The sequence below is a fragment of the Synechococcus sp. MIT S1220 genome (genome assembly GCF_047303025.1).
Taxonomy (GTDB): domain Bacteria; phylum Cyanobacteriota; class Cyanobacteriia; order PCC-6307; family Cyanobiaceae; genus Parasynechococcus.
Genome location: NZ_CP138939.1, coordinates 2,137,192 through 2,157,493, shown reverse-complemented (window position 1 = coordinate 2,157,493; position 20,302 = coordinate 2,137,192). Strand labels below are relative to the sequence as shown.

7 protein-coding genes are annotated in these 20,302 nt (G+C 39.3%); 3 read left to right on the top strand and 4 right to left on the bottom strand.

Annotated features, from left to right (window positions below):
* Positions 1-1,426: 1,426 nt before the first annotated feature.
* The gene (locus SIB64_RS10950; protein WP_413440239.1) at positions 1,427-1,810 is read left to right on the top strand and encodes a hypothetical protein; all 384 of its coding nucleotides are present in this window, start codon (positions 1,427-1,429) and stop codon (positions 1,808-1,810) included.
* A 518-nt stretch (positions 1,811-2,328) separates the two neighbouring features.
* Here the strand turns inward: SIB64_RS10950 and SIB64_RS10945 are convergent.
* The 3 genes from SIB64_RS10945 to SIB64_RS10935 form a co-directional block, all read right to left on the bottom strand.
* Entirely contained in the window at positions 2,329-2,493 is a 165-nt protein-coding gene (locus tag SIB64_RS10945; RefSeq protein WP_413440238.1) for a hypothetical protein, read from the bottom strand.
* 601 nt (positions 2,494-3,094) lie between these two features.
* Positions 3,095-3,307, bottom strand: a complete 213-nt coding sequence (locus SIB64_RS10940; protein WP_413440237.1) for a hypothetical protein — start codon at positions 3,305-3,307, stop codon at positions 3,095-3,097.
* A 188-nt stretch (positions 3,308-3,495) separates the two neighbouring features.
* Entirely contained in the window at positions 3,496-3,825 is a 330-nt protein-coding gene (locus tag SIB64_RS10935) for a hypothetical protein (protein ID WP_413440236.1), read from the bottom strand.
* A 281-nt stretch (positions 3,826-4,106) separates the two neighbouring features.
* Between SIB64_RS10935 and SIB64_RS10930 the strand changes: the two genes are divergently transcribed.
* Together SIB64_RS10930 and secF are read left to right on the top strand one after the other, a co-directional pair.
* Positions 4,107-4,712: an MMPL family transporter gene (locus tag SIB64_RS10930; protein WP_413442997.1), complete on the top strand. Its 606-nt coding sequence runs from the start codon at positions 4,107-4,109 to the stop codon at positions 4,710-4,712.
* A gap of 111 nt (positions 4,713-4,823) precedes the next feature.
* Entirely contained in the window at positions 4,824-5,705 is an 882-nt protein-coding gene (gene secF, locus SIB64_RS10925; RefSeq protein WP_413442996.1) for a protein translocase subunit SecF, read from the top strand.
* Positions 5,706-6,374: 669 nt separating this feature from the next.
* On the opposite strand, the gene SIB64_RS10920 is transcribed toward secF, so the two are convergent.
* The gene (locus SIB64_RS10920) at positions 6,375-18,683 is read right to left on the bottom strand and encodes a PA14 domain-containing protein (RefSeq protein ID WP_413440235.1); all 12,309 of its coding nucleotides are present in this window, start codon (positions 18,681-18,683) and stop codon (positions 6,375-6,377) included.
* Positions 18,684-20,302: the final 1,619 nt, after the last annotated feature.

Here is a 20,302-nt window from a genome sequence, read left to right as displayed (position 1 = left end):
TGCATCACTGCAACCGTAAGTGGGCCGCCAGTGAATTTAGTTTTAGTCATGGGTTGGTCAAGAATGTAGTAGTTGAATCACTTCAAGAATATTGCATTATTATTAATATGAAGCTTTAGATACATCAAGTATAAAAAATGAAACGATGATCACTTTATGTTATGGCTTCATTTGTTATCGTTTTAGAACTAATCGTTTTATTGGCATGGTCTCACGAGACATCCATTTTTCATTGGAATACAACACAAAGGAAAACCTTGACTATGTTTATCAGCGCATCATTCAGTTAATGGACCAAGGTCATAGCAGTGCAGCTCACTCAGTAGCAAGTGAGTTTGAAGAAAGGATAGATGAACGATGGCTCCAATAAATAAAATCCCATCAAACCATAGATTTTTTAGTAGGTTTGACTGGTTGGGGCGGAAAATATTAATTACTTCTAGATGCATTACGTTTGCGTAGATTTTTATTGATAATCTTCTCCATGCTGACTATCGTTTCGAAAATAGGACCGTGATCTGATTCGTTAAGTGGCAATCTCTGTGAGTCTAAGGAGATTGTTTATGCTCATGTTTGCGCTTTTCTTTACATTCTGGTTGAGACTGTATTTGGTTCGGAAGCCACTACTCTCAAATTCTGCTCTTACCGCCAACATTGGTTCCTACTCTGATGGTAGATTTTTGGTCTATTTCGTGAAACGGAGACATCTACCAACCCTCCCTGCTAATCTAGTTGAACTAGCTACTTTTTTTGCAATTACAGGCAAATCAGAAAGAGCAGAGATAGGAGGTTTGCCAAAATTGGTATCAAGAAACAATTCCTTGATCTTTGGCAAAATGATCTCTTTAACAGACGGTACTTCCCCCAGTCAGAACACTCATGAGTTAGACCCGATCGGCACACTATTCATTCTTCTCAACTCACTTGGCCAGGGATCGTCAAGTATTAGCTAGATCGCCTTTTTCTCTGCTTTGGTAGACGGGCCATGACGGCATGACTTGCCTTGTTGACCAAGCTGGACGGACCACTACCCACAGGGCATACAACGCCATCCAGGACCATTCAGATTGACCTGGTGGCCACAGAGCAGAGTTTCGCTGCGAAAGTATCAGTAGATCTGCATTTCTTCGCTACTTAATTTAGATATGCTGCATCCGTGATTGAGATTTTTACGAGCTCCAGCAAACCGCGACCCCGAACCCGGCCCGATTGATGATTTTGTAACCCTGAGTACTTGAGATCTAGGTTATGCTTCAGAGATAATAACTTTTTCATATGTTATTTAGTATTATGTTAGTGACAATTAAGAAGTCTAAACCATATTGGATTGGGGAAGAGATCTATTAAGAACGCGATCCTCTGCATTAAGCATGTTTCTGCTTTATTTATTAGAATAATTTTGATTTTTATGCTAGTATTGAATTTCTTGAGTGCATTATTAATGTTAAAACCAATCCTGCTGGGAGTGATGTTGTTTTTTCCTGCAGCAGTTCAGGCTCAAGATCGTGACACATGCACACGGTTAATGGAAAGGGCTACGCGTATGGGAACAGAAATCGAACAAGCATTCGCAGAAGCAAGTGCATTGATGAACTCAAATGCTCCTCTAGAAAAAGTGTGTCCTGCTATTATAAGGAGACAAAATATTTATGAGGCATTTAACGCTAGTTACAAAGCAGACATGGACTGCAAATGTCAATACATTCAATGTGATCAAGCTTATTATGATGAGTACGCGACCAATATGAAGAGAGCCGCTGCTGACAGAAAAGATATTGCAGCTGGTCCTTGTGCTAGGTACTTACCCTAATTTAAAAAAGTACGAAACTTGTCTCCTTTTACAGCTCTCTATGTTCTTGGCTCTGAGCTATCAAAAGTGATCGTTGCAATAGTTTTGCAGTTCATGATCGACACCTGATTGATAATCTTTTGACTCAAAACACAATAGACTGAGGAACAGAGCAGGTAAGGCTTGAATCTGAAACATACCTGTTAGAAGATTGCCAATGAGCAATTACTGATTCCACTAAGGCACTTTAGATTAATCCTAATTGTGCCTATGCCTATGCCTATGCCTATGCCTATGCCTATGCCTATGTTGATTGTGAAATTGCAAGAGAATTGGTCAATGAACTTGAGGGCGCTTTTAGTGATTGGATAAAGGCAATAGATTCTGGTATTGAACTCCCTGCTGAAGAGATACGGAAGCGCTGTGAATTTGCAGTAGTGTACAAACGCAATGCGGTTCTCTACCTTTCACAACTATTTGAACCCTACTTGATATCAGAAGAATGTAAGGGAGAAGGAATTGGCGAAGAAGAACTAACTCTATTGCTCTAACTCTTCTGAATCGGCTTTCTTTAAACGTTTGACTGCCTTTTTGAGGAATTTTTGATAGTCTTCATCCGTATCTGCATTTTTTGCTTTGGTGACAAACTTGAGGTATTTTTTAAAATGCTTGGATTGCACAAGTTCTAATGAATCAATATCCATTATGAAACATCCGCATGAAAGCCGGTTGTATCAAAGTTAACTTTTTGTATTCACGACGTCGCTCTCTCCACCGTGCTCAGTTTGCAGATATGGTTTTAATTTGGCAACAGATGTTTATTACCAAGACTGGTTATCATTTAAGGAAGATTAGATTTAGTGTTTGAGTGGCAGAAACCGTCTCGTCTGTGTTTCCAGTTCTTTCCTCAAAATCAATACCAATGTAGCAAGCTCATGCGAGCGGCATTTGACGATAATATTTGATAGTCAGATAAACCTATGCATGGAAAAATGAGATATTAGTATTTTGACTTTAGGAAAAAATACTTGTTTCACTTCTGGGGTTGGACATTATGCCTGACCATCAGAATAATGCTGAATAGATGTGGGAAACGTTGCCAAGTATATGTTTTGTGACTAATATAGGACATATGCTTTTGTTCTAATGCCCGATCCTAACTCCGAAGCTAACAAAGAACTGTCTGTTGAACAGCTGAAGAATGCAAGTGGTGGATATAATGCAGGTACCAACTGGCTAAAGAGGAAAGCATCGTTTTCAGAACTAAGCAACATCTCTCGTCATTCCAAGCCTAAAAATAAAGCGTCAGATTGGGATTGCCCAGACTGGTGCAAGTGAATTGGCTAAGTTGATGAGAGCAGCCTTATCCCTGGCAGGATATTGTTCTGCTCTATCGCACCATTTTTCGCCGATGCTGATGTTCTCGCATTGGATGGCGAAGTTGAAGAAGAGGCATTTAATGTAAAAAAAGGAAGATTCGGAAGAAACAATTGATTGCTCATCTAGAGTGTTTTCCATGGCAATTGACAAGAATGATTTCACTTTTGATATGATTCAAGGCGGCAGGGTTGAGAAACTAATTTATTCGAATAGATTTGATTAAAGGGAGATTTACTTGCGATAGAATCATGTTCAGATATTTTCAGCTATACTAGGTTCAAGAGCATGTTTCGTGAGATATCACGACAAATGAAAGTGAAATCATCTCATAATATATAGAGTTGCAAATTCATCTTGTGGATTCCGATATGAATGGTTTCCACGTCAGGCATCCGTTGCCATCGGATCTTCCCTTCTGCGGTGCACATGTCATTTCGAGCCTGTTTCCGCTCTTGCGAAGTCATGCTGCAAAGCTCTGCCCAAACTTCTTGAATCTCATCTGATCCAAAGCGGGTAGAACCTAGCTGAATGAGTTTGTCTGGATTCCAGTGAGTGATCCATTGCCACGCTTGAGAGACGTCGGTCAGGACGATGTCGACCAGGGTCCCTTCAGATGTGTCGAGCTTCGCCCTTGTGCGTCCTGCGAGAGCAGGCAACACGAGAGCGAAGCTGTTCCTTACGGAAAGTGAGACAAACACTGTTTCACATCTGCATCCTTCTTCTCGTCGTGGCTAAGAATGCTCCGCGACATAAAACTCATCATTAGTTCCAACTTGGTTGAAGGTTGTCTCGAACGGATCACGCTTCAATAGTGCATTGAATCTGTGCTGATCTTGAAGCTCAATCTTGTGCTGATTCTTCGTCGCTTCAGCATGGGTTTCACCAGCTTTGATAACTCATGAATTGAAGCTGATAGGACCAGCATTCATCCGTCTCAATTCATTTGGCAAAAGAATCGCCAAAAACCTGTCAGATCGCCCTTCTCTCTGCTTTGGTTGGCGCTGAGAACATCCGCCGCAGTTTGTTTGCAGCTCTCTCCGGCCTGGTGTTGGTTGCTGTATTCATGGTGATTGCTTATCGGCTGCCCGGTGCTGTTGCTGTTATGCCTCTCAGCCTCTATGCGCTGTTCAATCTTGCGATGTATTCCTTGATTCCCGTGACGCTGACGCTTCCAGGAATTGCAGGATTCATCCTCAGTATCGGCATGGCAGTGGACGCAAATGTGCTCATCTTTGAACGGATCAAGGTCGAACTCCGTTCCGATAACACGTTGATTTGCTCCATTGAGACTGGATTTTCAGAGGCGTTCTCATCGATTGTTGATGGCCACCTGACAACTCTGATCAGTTGTTCAGCATTGTTTTTCCTGGGGACAGGCCTCGTCAAAGGATCCGCTGCCACGCCCGGAATCGGTGTGGTACTGAGTCTGTTCAAAGCCCTGACCTGTACACGCACTTTGCTGAGGTTCTTGATGGGCTATGCATCCCTGCGCAAGCCGATCAATTTTCTGCCGTTTCGACAGCTTCCTTCTCTTTCCGCTTGATTGATGGCCGTGTCTTCGTCTGTTCGTTCTTCTCCTTCGTCCCCTGGTCCCATCTGGCATATCAGCGGAATGCGCGCGCGGGTCTGGATCATCTCCGGGGTCTAAGTATCAATTGCACTGATCGGTCTGGTGCTGTGCTGGATCCATCCCGAGATAAGTGCCCCCCTGCGTCCAGGGCTCGATTTCACCGGCGGAACTCAGATTCAGCTGGAGCGACGTTGTGGGGACCGTTGCGCCGAACTCAAGACCTCCGAGATCACCCGGCAGCTTGTTGAGCTTGAGTTCCTCAATGAAGAGGGACAAAAAGCCCCCAACCTGAGCAGTTCCCGCATCCAGCTGCTCGATGGAGGCGAATCTTTGATGCTGCGGATGCCGACGTTGTCTACTGCTCAGGGACAGGCCCTGATCACCGCAATTGCAGATGTGGCCGGTCCGCTCGTGGCCGGTGGCCAGTCTGTTGACACCATTGGCCCCACCTTGGGGGCGCAACTTTTACGCAGCAGTTTGATTTCGCTGTTGGTCGCCTTTGCAGGGATCGCTGCCTACATCACGATCCGCTACGACCGCCGTTACGCCTTTCTTGCCCTCGTGGCCCTAGCCCACGACATCCTGATCGTTTGTGGAATCTTTGCCTGGCTCGGCTTGAGCATGCATCTGGAAGTCGACAGCCTGTTTGCCGTTGCATTGCTCACGATTGCCGGTTATTCCGTCAACGACACGGTTGTGGTGTTCGACCGGATCAGGGAACGAAGCCGCGATAACGCGGATCTGACCCTGTCCCAACAGGTTGATCTTGCCGTTTCTGCAACACTGACGCGAACCTTATACACCAGTGGCACCACCTTGATGCCCCTCTTGGCTTTGATTCTGTTTGGAGGGTCAATGCTGTATTGGTTTGCGATTGCCCTTGCCTTGGGTGTGATTGTGGGCAGCTGGTCCAGCATTGCCCTGGCACCTTCACTGCTGACGTTGTGGGATCGAAAGCGTGGGTGATTCGCGTCCTGTTCCTCGGCAGCATCGCTCAGCACACTGGTTTCCCATGCTGTTGATGGTTTTAGCGTTTTGGGATCTAAGGACAGTTCTCCTGCTCCTTCTGGATCAATTCACATTCACAAGTTTGTTGTACGCCATGCGCTATCACTTGCTGGCGGTTGTTGTGCTCCTGTGAAGTGCATCACTTTGGAAACGTTATTATTGATTCCATAATTTATTGTCTGCCACTAATCAATGATTTATGTTCTTTTCAGAGTTACCCCATTTGCAACTTAGTCTTGATTAGTTCCAGGTCGTGATGATAATTGTTTTGGCAATGCATGATTGGCAGAAAACTGTTGGTACTGAATTGTTGGTCATGCAGAATTGGGAATTGGTAGTTGGTAATCGGTTCGGAGGTGAAGCCGTAACTGAGGAAGTCTCGAATCATTTCTTTTTTCTCAATTTTACGAGCAACTTTAAGCCTGAATTTCTTTTGATTTACATAGTTGATCCATTGTACTGCATAGAATATTTTCACTAATTTCCAGGAATTGTCACATTAAATCGTTCAGTTATATCATGAGCTTGAGAAGCCCGTCTTATTCAACCTATTCAATCAAAAACAACAGCAGACTTACCAAGCTTCCTAACGCCAATTACTTTGATTCATTCAACAGTTTTCTTGGTTTATGAGGCCATCGCGAGAATGATTTCATACAAAGACTCGGGCTCTGAGGATCTGATTTTTGTCTGGCCTGAATCATCACCACCAACAATTATGACGCTATTTTTCCTGAGTAAAATCTCATCGGATGGTTTATGATGATAGTCGATAACATCACCTTCGGTAAGATTAAAATCTTTAATTGTATCTTTCCCTCGTGAGATATAAAATAAATCTGCACCTCCACCACCAACTAACAAGTCGTTTCCAAGACCTCCACGGAGAACATCATTACCAAGGCCACCATAAAGCGAATCATGACCTTGCCCCCCAATTAAGAGATCATTATCCTGATGCCCCTTGAGAGAATCATTACCATTATTTCCTGAAATGTAGTCGCTGCCGTGATGGCCATGAAGTTGGTCAGAACTATTACCGCCATTAATGTAATCATCGCCATGATTACCCATTAAAACGTCTCGACCATCCTCCCCGTACAGAAGATCACGATGCTTATTGCCACTGAAACGATCAGTTTTATGTTGACCAAAGAAAACATTCATTGTTGTCAAATCTTGATTAAGTGCTGGATGCGCACTTTGATAACGTTCTTGCAACAACAAACTTCTAGCTTTGGAGTTGGTAACATGGTGCAATCCATCAGTGATATTAGATATTTCTCGACGATATTGATCGATATACAGCAGCTTTAAATCATCAATTTCATGACGCGAAATTCTGCCTTTGTCCATCAGACTATTGATCTCACGAGAGAACTTTTCAACTAAATTGACCGTAAAGGTAGCAGCCTGCAAGAGATCAAATCGTACCTGATCAGATTTACCTAATGATAATTGATCCACAGTTTCAACAAGTGCATTTCGGAATCTTGTCATTCGATCGAAAGTATCAGGCTGTTTCAGTAAAGACTCTGTGAAATGCTCTATAGCTTTTAGACCATGATTGATTTTATCAGTTTCAGGATTAGACAGTTCGAATGTCAAGGAAGATATTACATCCAACATAATATGAAGCTCAATATGCCCTACATAGGCGGACAGTGCATCTCGATAATTTGTAGTTTTAAAATTCTTCTTAGCAGGTAGGACTTCGTGAGGCGCTCCTTCAAGGTAATTAAATGAACCAAAATTGAATAGACCACTTAAGAAATCAAAGATCTTCTGTTTCCGATACCCCATCTCACTTGCGAATGAATGTAAGGTTGAAAATGGAGTAATCATTGATGACGTTGGAGAAGCTGCAATCATTGGTATGCCTAACGGCAAATCAATTGACTGATCAATCCCCCCAAATGCAATAACCCTTCCCTCGCGTTTGCCAATTGAATTATCGTTATTAATATCAAACAAGCGATGATCTATATCAAGAGAATAGCTGGAATCCTCAGCAACAGTTGTACTTGGTTCAGAATTATCAATTACACCGTCAAAATCATGATCAAAAAATACTGTAGTTCCTTCTAAATACCCCTGAGCGACTGTGCCTGACGCTGTAGACTTACCAACAGCAAAATCAAAAATTTTAATCTTGGCTAATGTTTTCTCCCAAACCGTTTCCCAATACGACCAAAAATAAAGATCAATTCCCACTTGTACTTCGGCACTCAGATACGCAGATAAATCTCCAGCAACCTGAAATAGATTTAGGGGGGACTGAACATTATCGTATATATAATCGGCATAAATCTTGGTCAATTCTTCCTCGTCCGCAATACCAACTTCCCCCTTATGGATAAGATCAAGATTGGCTTCTGCAAGCAAACCTCCAGTCATGCTTGCTCGAGCGATGTAGGCATCAAGTGATAAACCCGCACCAAGAGAAGAGTCCAGTGTGAATTCATAGCCAGGCTTGTCATAAACATAAAAACCATTGAAAACTTGCGAGGCTTTATCAAATTCAAAGTTATTATCCTTCCACTGATCTAATCCACGAGCATCATAGCCAAACTCAAAGTCTGAATTTGTATTAATCTTACCTTCTATCATTCCATCAATTGATGGTGGAGACCAAATTGGAAAGCTTTTTTCTAATGTTGAATCCATATTCATATCTGGCATCGTATACGTAAAAAGATCAATATCCTCAGGATCAGAACCGCCCATTAACAATTTCATCATGACACTAGGATCTTTTAACAGAGGGAATTCAAAACCTAAGCATTGAAGTCTTTGAAATGCTTTAGTAACAGAACTAACTTTGTCAGAATCAGCCACACAGACATCATCATCCGGCGGCTCAAGAATAGAGTCGTCCTCACTTTCAGTGACGGTGGGGGTGGCTGGGATGTTTGAATTGTCTAGCTTGGCTGTTTTAGTACTAGGGCTAATAGATTTAGCAGATTTAAAGGCTGGATATATATACTCATCGATCAATTTTATAGATATATCGTTATCATTATCAAGCTCAACTTCAAAGGAATCTACGAGATCAATGAGAGACTTAACATCTTCCATATATTTAAGCGTGTTATCGTAACCTGTTTGTAAGCTGCTATGGTCGACCTCTGGTTCGGTAAATTTCTTAAAATCGATATACCATTGGCCCAAATCAATCACTGATACGCCAGGCATATTATCCGGATTAGGAAACATTGAAGCAATGCCGATTTCTGAGAATACATGTGTATCCGCAAAAAGGGCTTCGACAACAGGCTTAATTGGGTTTAGTACAACATCTAAACCGTCCAAAACAGGTTTCATCATATCGGAAACAAATGAACCAAAATCTAATTCCACATCTGAAAAGTAAATATTGGTTGCACTGAGATCTATCATTGCTGGATAACCATTCTCTGTATATGTTTGAGGTGCTGATAGGTCAGATTTAAAATTGTAGGAATTTTGGTCAGGGTTCCATTCACCTGTAGTATCTTTTGACAGCTTAATCTGTTCACTAAGAGTTAAAGACGTTGAAGGATTATTATCCACAGCCGGCAGATCAATTATTGTATCCTTAGGGATAATGATTTGGCCGTTGGTCGTTGGTAGTTCATCTGGGTTCTGTATTGATATATTATTGGCAATAGAGCCTTGATAGCTAAATGGGGTATTTTTAGTATTCGAAAGTTTGGTAAATCCAGTGAAGGGTAATTGAATGGAGCCTAGATCATCATCATCTTGATCCTTATTACTATAGGAGAATAATGGAATATCACTTGCCATATTGAATGACAAAGAAGGAAATGCTGCAGAATTGGCAGAAGCTTCTGTATCAACCTTAAACGAGAGTGAGGCATCACCTGAAATATCATAAATAGGTTCAAAATTTGACTCTTTCAATTCAGTGAAAGTTAATTTATTTTTATTATCTTGCGTTATAGTATCGACTTTTTTCAAAGTGATACTTGCCTCGGCCTTTAATCCCGTACTCTTTTGTGTACCGTCTCCGTTATGGATAAAGTCACTAGGAGTATCAGTAGCAGATATCTGAACGAGGCCGAGACCACCATGGAACTCAAAATCGTTTAAGTGAGCTTCAAATGATGCTTTTAAATTAGTATTATCGCTATTAATATCAATATAGGGATCCTCCCCATTATAAGGAAAGACGACTGTTAATGCTCCATCTAATCCATAAGATGCATCGACAGTACCTCTTGTTTGTAGGCCGAGCCCATCAATACCAAAGTTTGCATCAAGAGGAAATTCGAGTGGATTGTTAGTGTCATTAATATCAAAACTAAATTTAAGACTGATAGCATCAGGATTAGAATCACTATTATCCTCTACGGTGACACCACTTATAGGACTGTTCTCATTCAAGTCAGAAACAAGGATATCTTGGACACCTTTAGGGGTTAAATTCTCATTACTCATTAACCTACTGATAACGCTATTGATATAGGCATAGACTCTTGTTCCAACTGTGCCAGCTGGATTCCCAATCATTGGCAATTCAACATTGTTAATACTTTCTTGAACACTATTTAAAGAATGATGCAACATTGACGCAGTTGCCTGAGGCATTGCTGCATCAAAAAGTTCTAGATCGACGCTCGGATCAACAAAATCCTCTTCAGTAGAATTAAAATATGAATCAGAACTTGTAACCTTATGGTTTATAGTAACTGATTTACTTTTTACAAATTCTCCAACTGAATCGGTCATTATTGTATTATCGTCTTTGGCCGTTAATACGATGGTTTTTGTTGATGTCCATTCATCCTTTTTAAATACAATCTCATCCGGCAATACAATATTTGGATTTTTTGAATTAGGTTTAATAGTAACATCATCTGTAGGTTCCGACAACAAACCTACAGAATAATAAACTGAACCTGCACCTTCTTGAAGACTCAGTGGCGATCCTGGTGAAACTACATATAAGCCAGCGCGATCGTTATTTTTTACTGATATAGATGCGCTCGTATTATTGGGGTTAAGTTTATACTGATTAGGACTTTCTTGTAGTTCTATCGTATAAAGTCGATCATTATTTGTAATGGCATCATCAATAGGGACAACAATAACTTCACTTTGCGTTTGCCCATTTCGGATACGCACTTGCCCATTAATTGGATTTTGAAGGTACGGCAATTCTAAATTTGAATCTATTGGTGTAGCTGTTATTTTGTAATTGACTAAAATACCCTCAAGTGACGCATTTGTCACAGGCTTTGATAATTGAACAGCAAAACTGCCAGGTTTTGCCTGTTCAGTTGCATCTGTGATAGGGACAATGGATGCAGTGGGAGTCGTATTGTCGACAATAGTGACTGGTATCGAATCAACCTCAACTGGATTATAAGGATTGATTTTGTACCAATGATTATTTTCTTTCTTTAGATTACCATCTGGTCCAAACAATATATCGCGATTAAAATTTTGAGATGATTGGTTGTTACCTTGATATTTTTTTGGCTTCTGATTCTTTGAATTACTCGTGGGCGACACACAGTATTCCTCCAGGCATTGAGACCATGGTTGCCACGGGTCTGGATTTGGATCATTGACACCTCCACCTCCCAATAATGGACCTACTGAAAATTTTAAATCGCTTGTCTTTGTTGATTGAAGTTGGCTATTGGGAAGTGATTTGAGTGTTACTGCTTGATTGATATCCCAATTATCAGGAGTAAATACGATTGTCTTCTGAAGTGTCGTAGTGGGCAGATCACTAAATTGATAGTAGGCATTGTTGGCTGGTATCTCAATCGTTACGGCAACATCTATTTTGGGTTGCGCTGATAAACTTAATTCTATAAGTCCTGAATTTTCAATATCCATACTACTTGAGACAACTGGTGATAAGGCATTAATATTGACACCGGGCATATCATCATTGATAACATCAACTGCAAATAGTTGACTTCTTGTTTGTTGAGCATGTAATGAACTGCCATACGGCTCTGCATATATTGATGCTGAAATTTGATCGTCGACTGTATAATTATCGATCGGTACCAAAGCAATTGGTTGTGGCACATTCCAATTGTCGGATGTAAAAACAAGGTCGACTCTCGGTCGACTGTTCGTTACTTTATTTTTACTTGTATATGATGCTAGTTGAAGCGCCGAACTATTGTCCGACATTAAAGAAACAAAAACAGGATCAGTTCCTGTTGGAGCACTGCCAAGCTGGATATATCTTTTGACGAGATTTTCTGAAGTTTCATCGATTTGAATGGGTTGATCTGGATCAACAATATTTTCTCCCAAGCGATCACTCGTCACTCTAAGAGATTTGGTATCATCATCTTTGACAATAAAGTAATCTTTATCAAGACCAATTTTGAGTTGCTTATTTTCAAGATATGTTTCGAGATCTATGCCTGTTGGTATATTTCCAGTATCAACTAAAAATTCTAGTTCATAATTATTTTCGCCTGATTGAAGTTCAACATCGTCTTTTAATTCCAGATTCAATGGCATATTTATTTCTGCCGTGAGAGATTCAGATTTTGCATTGGTTAACGTGCTGACATGATCTTGAACAGGGATAATGACTGAAATATCTTGAGAATTTCCTTTGGTTTCGTTAGAAATAACAAGATCTTCAATTAATTGAACAGCATAGATTGATGGTCTAGCTTCTCCAAAGTTATCTTTGGAGAAGCTTATAAAATGACCTTTTGGAATTGTTATTTCTTGACCATTTGAAAGCTCTCCACCAACATTGATTGAGATCGTATAGACTGACTGAGCGGGAGCATTATCATCTTTATTAATAGATCTGCTTGTATCCTCTGTAATACTGTCAAACACAAGTTCATACTGATTATCATATTTTACCTTTGTACCAGAATTAAGCTTGTCTTTTGATGTATTGTTTGTGATGGTTGCAGTTACAGTAAGTATGTCATTAGACAATTTGTTATTATTACCAATATTGGCTTCTATAAAAGAGGGAGAGGGTTGATAACTTGACAAAGAGATTGCATCAGCAAAATCAGCATTATTTGGTAGTATTGTACTTCCTACCATTCCACATACACTTTGATCTTGAATACTTTGTTTCAGTGTTAAAGTTCCACCCACATTTGTTGATGAGCTGTTATACAAAATTGTTGGTTTATCGAATTCGAAAATTGCTTTGTATTGACATTCTGAATCCGTCGATTGACTAACACATAATTGATTTTGATCACCAAGATAAAGTTTAAAGCCCTGCGGTATTTGGATTGATGCTTGTGCTGAATCTTCGAGTTTTAAAGATAATTGTACGGTTTTTTCATTATTATCTAAATTATCATTGGTGGGGATTGTTGGATTGTCAGTCACAACAATAGTTGCTCCGTCATTTGGTAATAATTTAAACGCATATTTATGACTACCTTCGAAACTAAGATTTTGTGCCGGTCTAATTGAAAAATTCCCAGTTTTTTCTCCTTTGTCAATTGAAACAAACCAATGATCTTTATTAACTAGATATTCACCTGGTATGATTTTTTCTGTTTGATTATTTCTTTTCCATTTAAGCGATATTAAATTTTCATCTGTTTGTCCTGTAGGTAGTTGTAATGGGGGCATATATTCCATGTGGATGGGAATAAATGATCCACTCTCTAGATATTGTCGATCTTCAGCCTCTCCCCAGAAAGAACCACTAAAATCTCCTTTTTTCTTGATGATATTTTTGTTATTAATGTTGAGGATAACGCCACCTTGTAGATCATCTACTCCAAAGTCGTAATAACCTGACTGTTGAATGTAGATATATCCATTCCAATTAATAGATGGCAATGGCTTGATTTCATCACTTAGAACAGAGGACTCTTCATCTGGTTCAATTAAACGTATATTTTCAAAGATATCATCAATAACTTGCGTGCCTCCTGCTGGCAGATAAATATCATTGGCTATAAATTCACTTTTAATTATATCACCACTTTTAAAGTCTGACGTTATATAAGGCTCAAGTGGTGACAATGTATACTGATATTTTCCATTACATTGATCCTGTTCAAGATCAGTAAAGCTTTCAAACAAGTCAGAATTACGTCCCGTTCCATATATTCTTTTGAAATCATATTGACTGTCAAATCTTAGTTTCCAACCTTCTTTGATGGGCTGATCTGAAATATTTTCAATAATCATTTGGCCTCTACTTTCATCACTTCCTTTGCCTTCTGCCCACGCTGGCCAAGTATCAGTGGTGCATTCTCCAGAAAGACATGGTGTTACCTCTGGAAATGTTACACGGATCTTTTGCGTGCTTTTGTCGACTGATTCAACACTATCGTTAGCTCTTAGTGCTCCAAGCGAATTTACCTCAAAGCCAAGTGATGAAAGAGTTTCCTGAATTGGACCCTTATCAACCTCAAAATTACTAATATTTTCATTGATACTGAAATTTCTTATTAGCCCTGATGCATCATCACTATAATCAACAAGAATTTGCTCAGCTGACATACTTGGCTGTTCACAAGTTCTTTTTGAATCTTCTGTAAAGCATAAGGGAGTGGAATCCAAATCAAAATATACTTGCGTATTTTCCTTTGCTGGTTCTGAAAGACTAATTGTATATGTTAATGAACTCTGATCATCATCCTCATTCAATGATATTCCTGATGTTTCATTTAGGTCTATTGTTGCAATTGATTTAGTGTTGTTATAATTGTTAATTGATTCGCCTTGTTGGTTGTTGTCAGATTGATTTGATTGGGTGTCTTCTTTTAAAAGATCTAATAATATTGCTTCTTCAAAAGCAGCACCTTGATATGTATAATCAAGATCAGTCGATTCAACCTTGAAACTAACGCTATCTAATTGATTTCTTGTTAAATCAACACCATCTTTAAGACTTATGTAAAATGATTGGACTTGATTCCAATTGTCGGTTGTAAAAACAATGCTATCCAAAGATTGTTGCGATGTTTCCGAATTCGTGATATTGGTAATTGAAAACTTCTTTTTAATGGGTATTAATGTTACGTTTGCATTTGGTTTTGAGGACAGGGATAAACCGATTTGTTTTTTCTGCCCATGACTGATTGCATGCGTAGTCTTGAATTGATTGTTTTTTCCGGTATCGTAAACCTCAACCCAATCATCATTCGTATAATCTAGAGTTTGAATATTAGATGTTTGCCCCGAGCTATTTGTATAATCAGTAGTTGTACTTTGAGGTATTGTTTGTTGCTTATAGATACTTAAGCCAGGATATACTGATTTTTTAACTTTAAATTTAACTGATGATGCATCAGGTTCGATGAGATATTGCTCAGAGTTTATGCTGTCTATACTGACATTCTTTAATTTTATTTTGATGTTTTCAATGGAATCCCAAGCGACCACGTTTTGAAGATTTGATTTCAGGTCCGCATTGGTTATTGGGTTAATCGTTTCGCTATTATTGCTGCCAGCCTTGATTATAGTTGAAAAAGCATTTTTATTGCCAGGTCCTTTGACCCATTTATTATTAATCTTGATCCGGTAATTGATCGTCATATCTGTTTTCAATGCCTTACCAGAAGACAGATTTACCAAAACATCATTATTAACGGGTGATCTTGTCAGGCTCACATATTGAGGGATTATTTGAGGTACTCCCTCTTGATAGAGTTCTAAAGAGGGCTTCTCAGACCATTCTTGAAATGGAATAACCTGTTGAGATGCTTCAAGATTATCGTAAGACGAATCACCACGACTCGAACTTTTTGCTTTGATGATGATTGGAGTATCAGTATCAGTATCAGTATCAGTATTCGAGTCAACTAGATTGACGGTTCTTGGCTGATCCCAGTTTGTTGGTGTAAAGAGGAGATCAACTGTATTAGCCAATTCACTATTCGTGTCTTCAGGAAGAGAAAGGCTTCCGATCCCGGTGCTAACACTCACTGTGACATTATCGATCGGTTGCGTCCCGATATGAACATTAAATAACCCATTGCCTTGCTGATCTGTTTTGATGCCCTCCTTTTTTGATCGTTCAACTGGAGTGATAATTATTTCAGGATTAAGAAGCAAATTTTCACTTGATGGTACAAACTCAGTAGCACCATCTGATTTTTCTAATTGCAACCCATCCCAATAGATTATATTTCCTTTTGCACTTGTTGTAGGGCCATCAAGCCGAATTCGTAAATTTGTATCCGTATTCACTTTGTAGGGAAACTCTATACGCGTCCATTCAGTTGTTACTGGAAAATCCTTTTCAACGTCTTGTGTGCTAATTTCATCTTGAATATACATTTGCACATCGCTGGTGTTTGGCAACTTTGATTTCACATAGGCACTTAATGTCCAAGTTTCTCCCTCCTTCGCTGAAACAAACTTGCTGAAGTCTTGCCATACATAGGGATCAAAACCCATGTTGGACATTTTTAACGGGTGCTGCCCTGTTGGTGATTGAATATTGCCTTGGCTGATTGTTGCTGCGTGAGTGTAACCAGGTATTGCTGAAGGAAATGGAATTAATCCAGTGCTCTCATCACCACTAAAAAGATCCTGAGTGTTAAAAAATAACGAAAATGCATTCTTTGAATTAAAATCAGAAGTTGCCTTATCAATAATATCTATGGATCCTGTATCAGATTGTTTGTCGACGCGATAAGCCTTATATTCTACCTCTTGATTGTCTGGTTTATTAGGATATTGAGGCCTGTAAATCTTAATAGGAGATGAGTTTGTTCTTTCTTTTAACTGTATATCAACAGATTCACTACTTTCATGGATTGCGTCATCAATTGCGGCAATATAAACCTTTGCAGTTGATTGCCCATAGGGTATATAGATAGACCTTATTGGTACTGGATTCTCATCATATCTTTTGGGATAATAGGCCATTGGGGCATAAAAATCTTCTTCTTCTGTTGCACTAGATGAGCTTTCAATGCTGTAGTCAACATAAAGCCCTGGCTCTAGAACTTTTTCAGATACATTGACTGTAAAATAGCCAAAATCTCCCTCTGTAGCATTTAAATAGTCTTGACCTATTGAAACAACAGGTGCATCATCCTTGATTTTAATCTCATAGATATTTTCACCGTCAATACCATAAGTATTGTTATCTGAATTATAGTCGAGATTGAACTGTATCGATTCTTCCTCTTCTGCAAAAATATCGTTATATGTCTGAACCTTTACTGCTTTTGCAGAATATATTACTGAATCTGGCTCACTTGTAAATTGGGAACTAGAAATTGTTAAATTTGATGGTATAAACCAACTAAAATCGTAATTTGTTTGCGATAGTGATTCTTGAAAGTCAGTGGCTTTGTTTCCCTTCTCTAACTGCAACCCATCCCAATAGATAATATTTCCATCAGCACTTGATGTTGGCCCGTCGAGCCTAACAAGCAAATTTGTATTGTTTTTTACTTTATAAGGAAATTCTATCCTTGACCATTCAGTTGTGACTGGAAAATCACTACTTGCCACAGGTGCTGTTCCTTCTTCCATAATATACATTTGTACAGCGCTAGTATTTGCCAGCGTTGATTTAACATAGGCGCTTAATGTCCATGTCTCTCCCTTCTTAGCTGTAACTTTTTTGCTTTGATTTTGCCATACATAGGGATTAAAACCCATGTTGGACATTTTTAACGGGTGCTTCCCTGTTGGTGATTGAATATTGCCTTGGCTGATTGTTGCTGCGTGAATGTATCCAGAAAATGGTGACAATCCCCAAGCTGCTAGGCCATTCATTAAATTCTGGGAATAAAATGAACTCGAAAGTGGATTCCTTTGTGACACACCAATTTTTTTACCTTTCCACCATATTGTGTTACTTTGATCAGAAGATGAAGGTGGTTTTAGAGCATAATCATCACCCTTTGTATCGGATAATTTGATTTGCCTTGTCGCAAATTGATCATCTATGTGGGGTACAATTGAGGAGGTTGAACTTTTAAGATTGACGTCAATTGAGGCGTTTGGTTTGGAAGTTGCATAGATCTTGATGTCTTTATTGCTCCCTTCAACGATTGTACTACTTGCAGCCTCCTCAGTTAGAAACATTGAAGTAGCCGGTACGCTTTCCGAGATAATGTTTCCATTTTCGTCGGGTCTTGACCACTTCAATTGAACACTATTTGTACCTGAATCTCCCGTTTGATACTCTACATTGATCTCAACAATATCTCCTTTTGTCCAATTGTTGAATTTCTTTCCACCCTCTACTGTCATTGTTTTTGTTGAACCAGACCCTTCTAAATCGAACTGATATTGACCAGTAATTGGAATGCGTACATATGTAGTCCATTGAATCACTACATTATCATTTAACCCTGAAAAATCTTCAATACCAACATTATTTGTGACTCCCTCATTAATGCCATCTTGATCAAACTGAACTATTTTTGATGATGAATCAGATGAAGAACTGATTATTCTTACTGCCCCATTACCAAGGCTAAGTTGCGGTCTGTTATCAGCAACAAAAATGCTTTTTTTGATTTGATTGGCAAGTGGCAATCTATCTGCTAGAAGATTTTGACCAGCACGTCCGAATGTTATATTGTAATGGCTCATTGGTTGCCATTTATTCATTTTTATAGTCTCAAAGTTTATCACCATCGGGTAACTCTTTAACTTATTATCCCACGTTAATTGATTCGCATAAAACAACTGGGTTGTGTCAAGACTCTGCGAAACTGTCGCTGGAGATAGAGTTACGTTTGGGGTTGTAAATGTTGCGTTAGTGACATTTGTTTGAGCATATTTCTTTGAAACTGCTGGTCCTGAAAAGACTATAGGGTATTTTTGCATTGAAAACGACCAGCAGCCTGCCTGCTGGCTACAAGAAATCCGAGGATTATTAAGAATATTGTTTGTCTGAGCATCCCTAATCGGAAATGTAATGATGAACTTTGAATTTTCCTGAGCATTATTACTGCTTGATACAAGAATTTTGGGTAAATAACCTGCCATCTCGCTCTATGCCAAATTTTAATTATAACATTTTGAACGATTATTTTTTTGCGAGTATAAAGTCATTTAACTTTCTCATTTAGGTCCTTTGCCACGATTTCTCTAGACCCTCTTCATTTGTTGTTGGGGTCAGGGGGCCTGGCCTGGTTTGACCACCCCTTTGCTGCATCGAGATCAGTCATTGTTTCCCTGTGCTGCTGCTTCTGGATTACTTCATATTCACACGTTTGAAGGACGTCAAGTGGTTTAACCTGCTGGCTGTTATTTTCGAACGGCACTTCAATATTCGTCAGTTATGAGCCATACCCTGTTTGAATGCATGGATGGATATCCTCGTGCATCCAATTGATGTGGAATATAATTTGAAGTGATCCATGGATTACTTTAATCGTTGATTTAGCGTTTCGATTGCGCAGATTAAGCATAATATCGTCCTGGTTTTCTGCGGCTTTATCTATTTGAGTCAATATATTTATATTGACCCAGGATTATCGCAGTTGTAATTTTTTGTACGAACTCAACTCTTATTCTTAATCAAGTTATCGTATTGCCTTGATCCTCGTGGATGGCTGTATTCGATCGATATTGTTTGTTGTTTGATGCTTATTGTTGCTGGTATCGGCATCTGCCTGGCTTCGGCGATATTGAGCTGATAAGCATGCGCCAGGATTATTTTGTGTTTTGATATTATGCTCGCTATTCATTGCTGTTGGTTAATAAGAAGTTTCGCTTGTCAAATTTCTGGTTGAATCTTGTTTTCGTTACCTGCCCAATCGGAAAGCATGTCGTTGTAAAATGAATCTTCTTTTCTTTGTTGTTGATGCAAGCACAATGTTGCAGAACGGACGATGCAGTAATAACTTTACTATTCCTGACAGTATTCTCAAGTGTTTTACATAGCAGCTTCTTTCTCTCTCTGTTGCCGCCATTACCGGAGAGATAAAAAAGAAACGCAGGAAGGAAAAAGAAGCCTCATGAGAAATAAAATGTTTAATGAAGCTCTTAGTTTTGGCATTGAGAGATGTATCGTGAAGAGAATTTTTTTTATATAGTAGTGATGATAGAATTGATTGCCATTCGTTGTCTTGAATTTTTTGGATGCCTTTTGACTAGGGTCTGGTATCAATGCACCTATGTTAGCACCATGACTCTAAGAGATCAGAGGACCTGATTTAGTAAAGTTTTTTCCTTTGCATAACAGAGAAGCGCTTTTGAATGATTGTCTGGTTATTCGAAATGGAATAAATAGATCGTAGTATGCATGTAGCTGCAACGCTTTTCTCCCTAACTTCAACATTCATACCGAGTGTCTTCCTTTTCAAGTTATTATTACTCTCGCATATTGCATCGTGGCGGATTGGCGGATTGTAGTCTGACGTATCCTTCTACTCTATCTATCTAATAGACGCTTTTCTGGCACAGCGTAAGCAGTTCTGGGCACGCATTGACTTCCTCGAATTTACTATTAGCTTGAACGAAAACTGTTGCGACGAGAAGGAGAGAGGCAATAAGAATAGGTCTTAAACGTTCAATATCCGTTGGTTAGCCTTGATGAGGATAATCAACATTGTTTTTTTGGCTTATATCTGTCATTTTCAATGTTATAGATGACTCCATCT

What these genes read in the sequence shown, in the direction of transcription:
- SIB64_RS10945 (WP_413440238.1), bottom strand. Translation starts at nt 2,493, where the DNA reads ATGGATATTGATTCATTAGAACTTGTGCAATCCAAGCATTTTAAAAAA.
- SIB64_RS10940 (WP_413440237.1), bottom strand. Translation starts at nt 3,307, where the DNA reads ATGGAAAACACTCTAGATGAGCAATCAATTGTTTCTTCCGAATCTTCC.
- SIB64_RS10920 (WP_413440235.1), bottom strand. Translation starts at nt 18,683, where the DNA reads ATGGCAGGTTATTTACCCAAAATTCTTGTATCAAGCAGTAATAATGCT.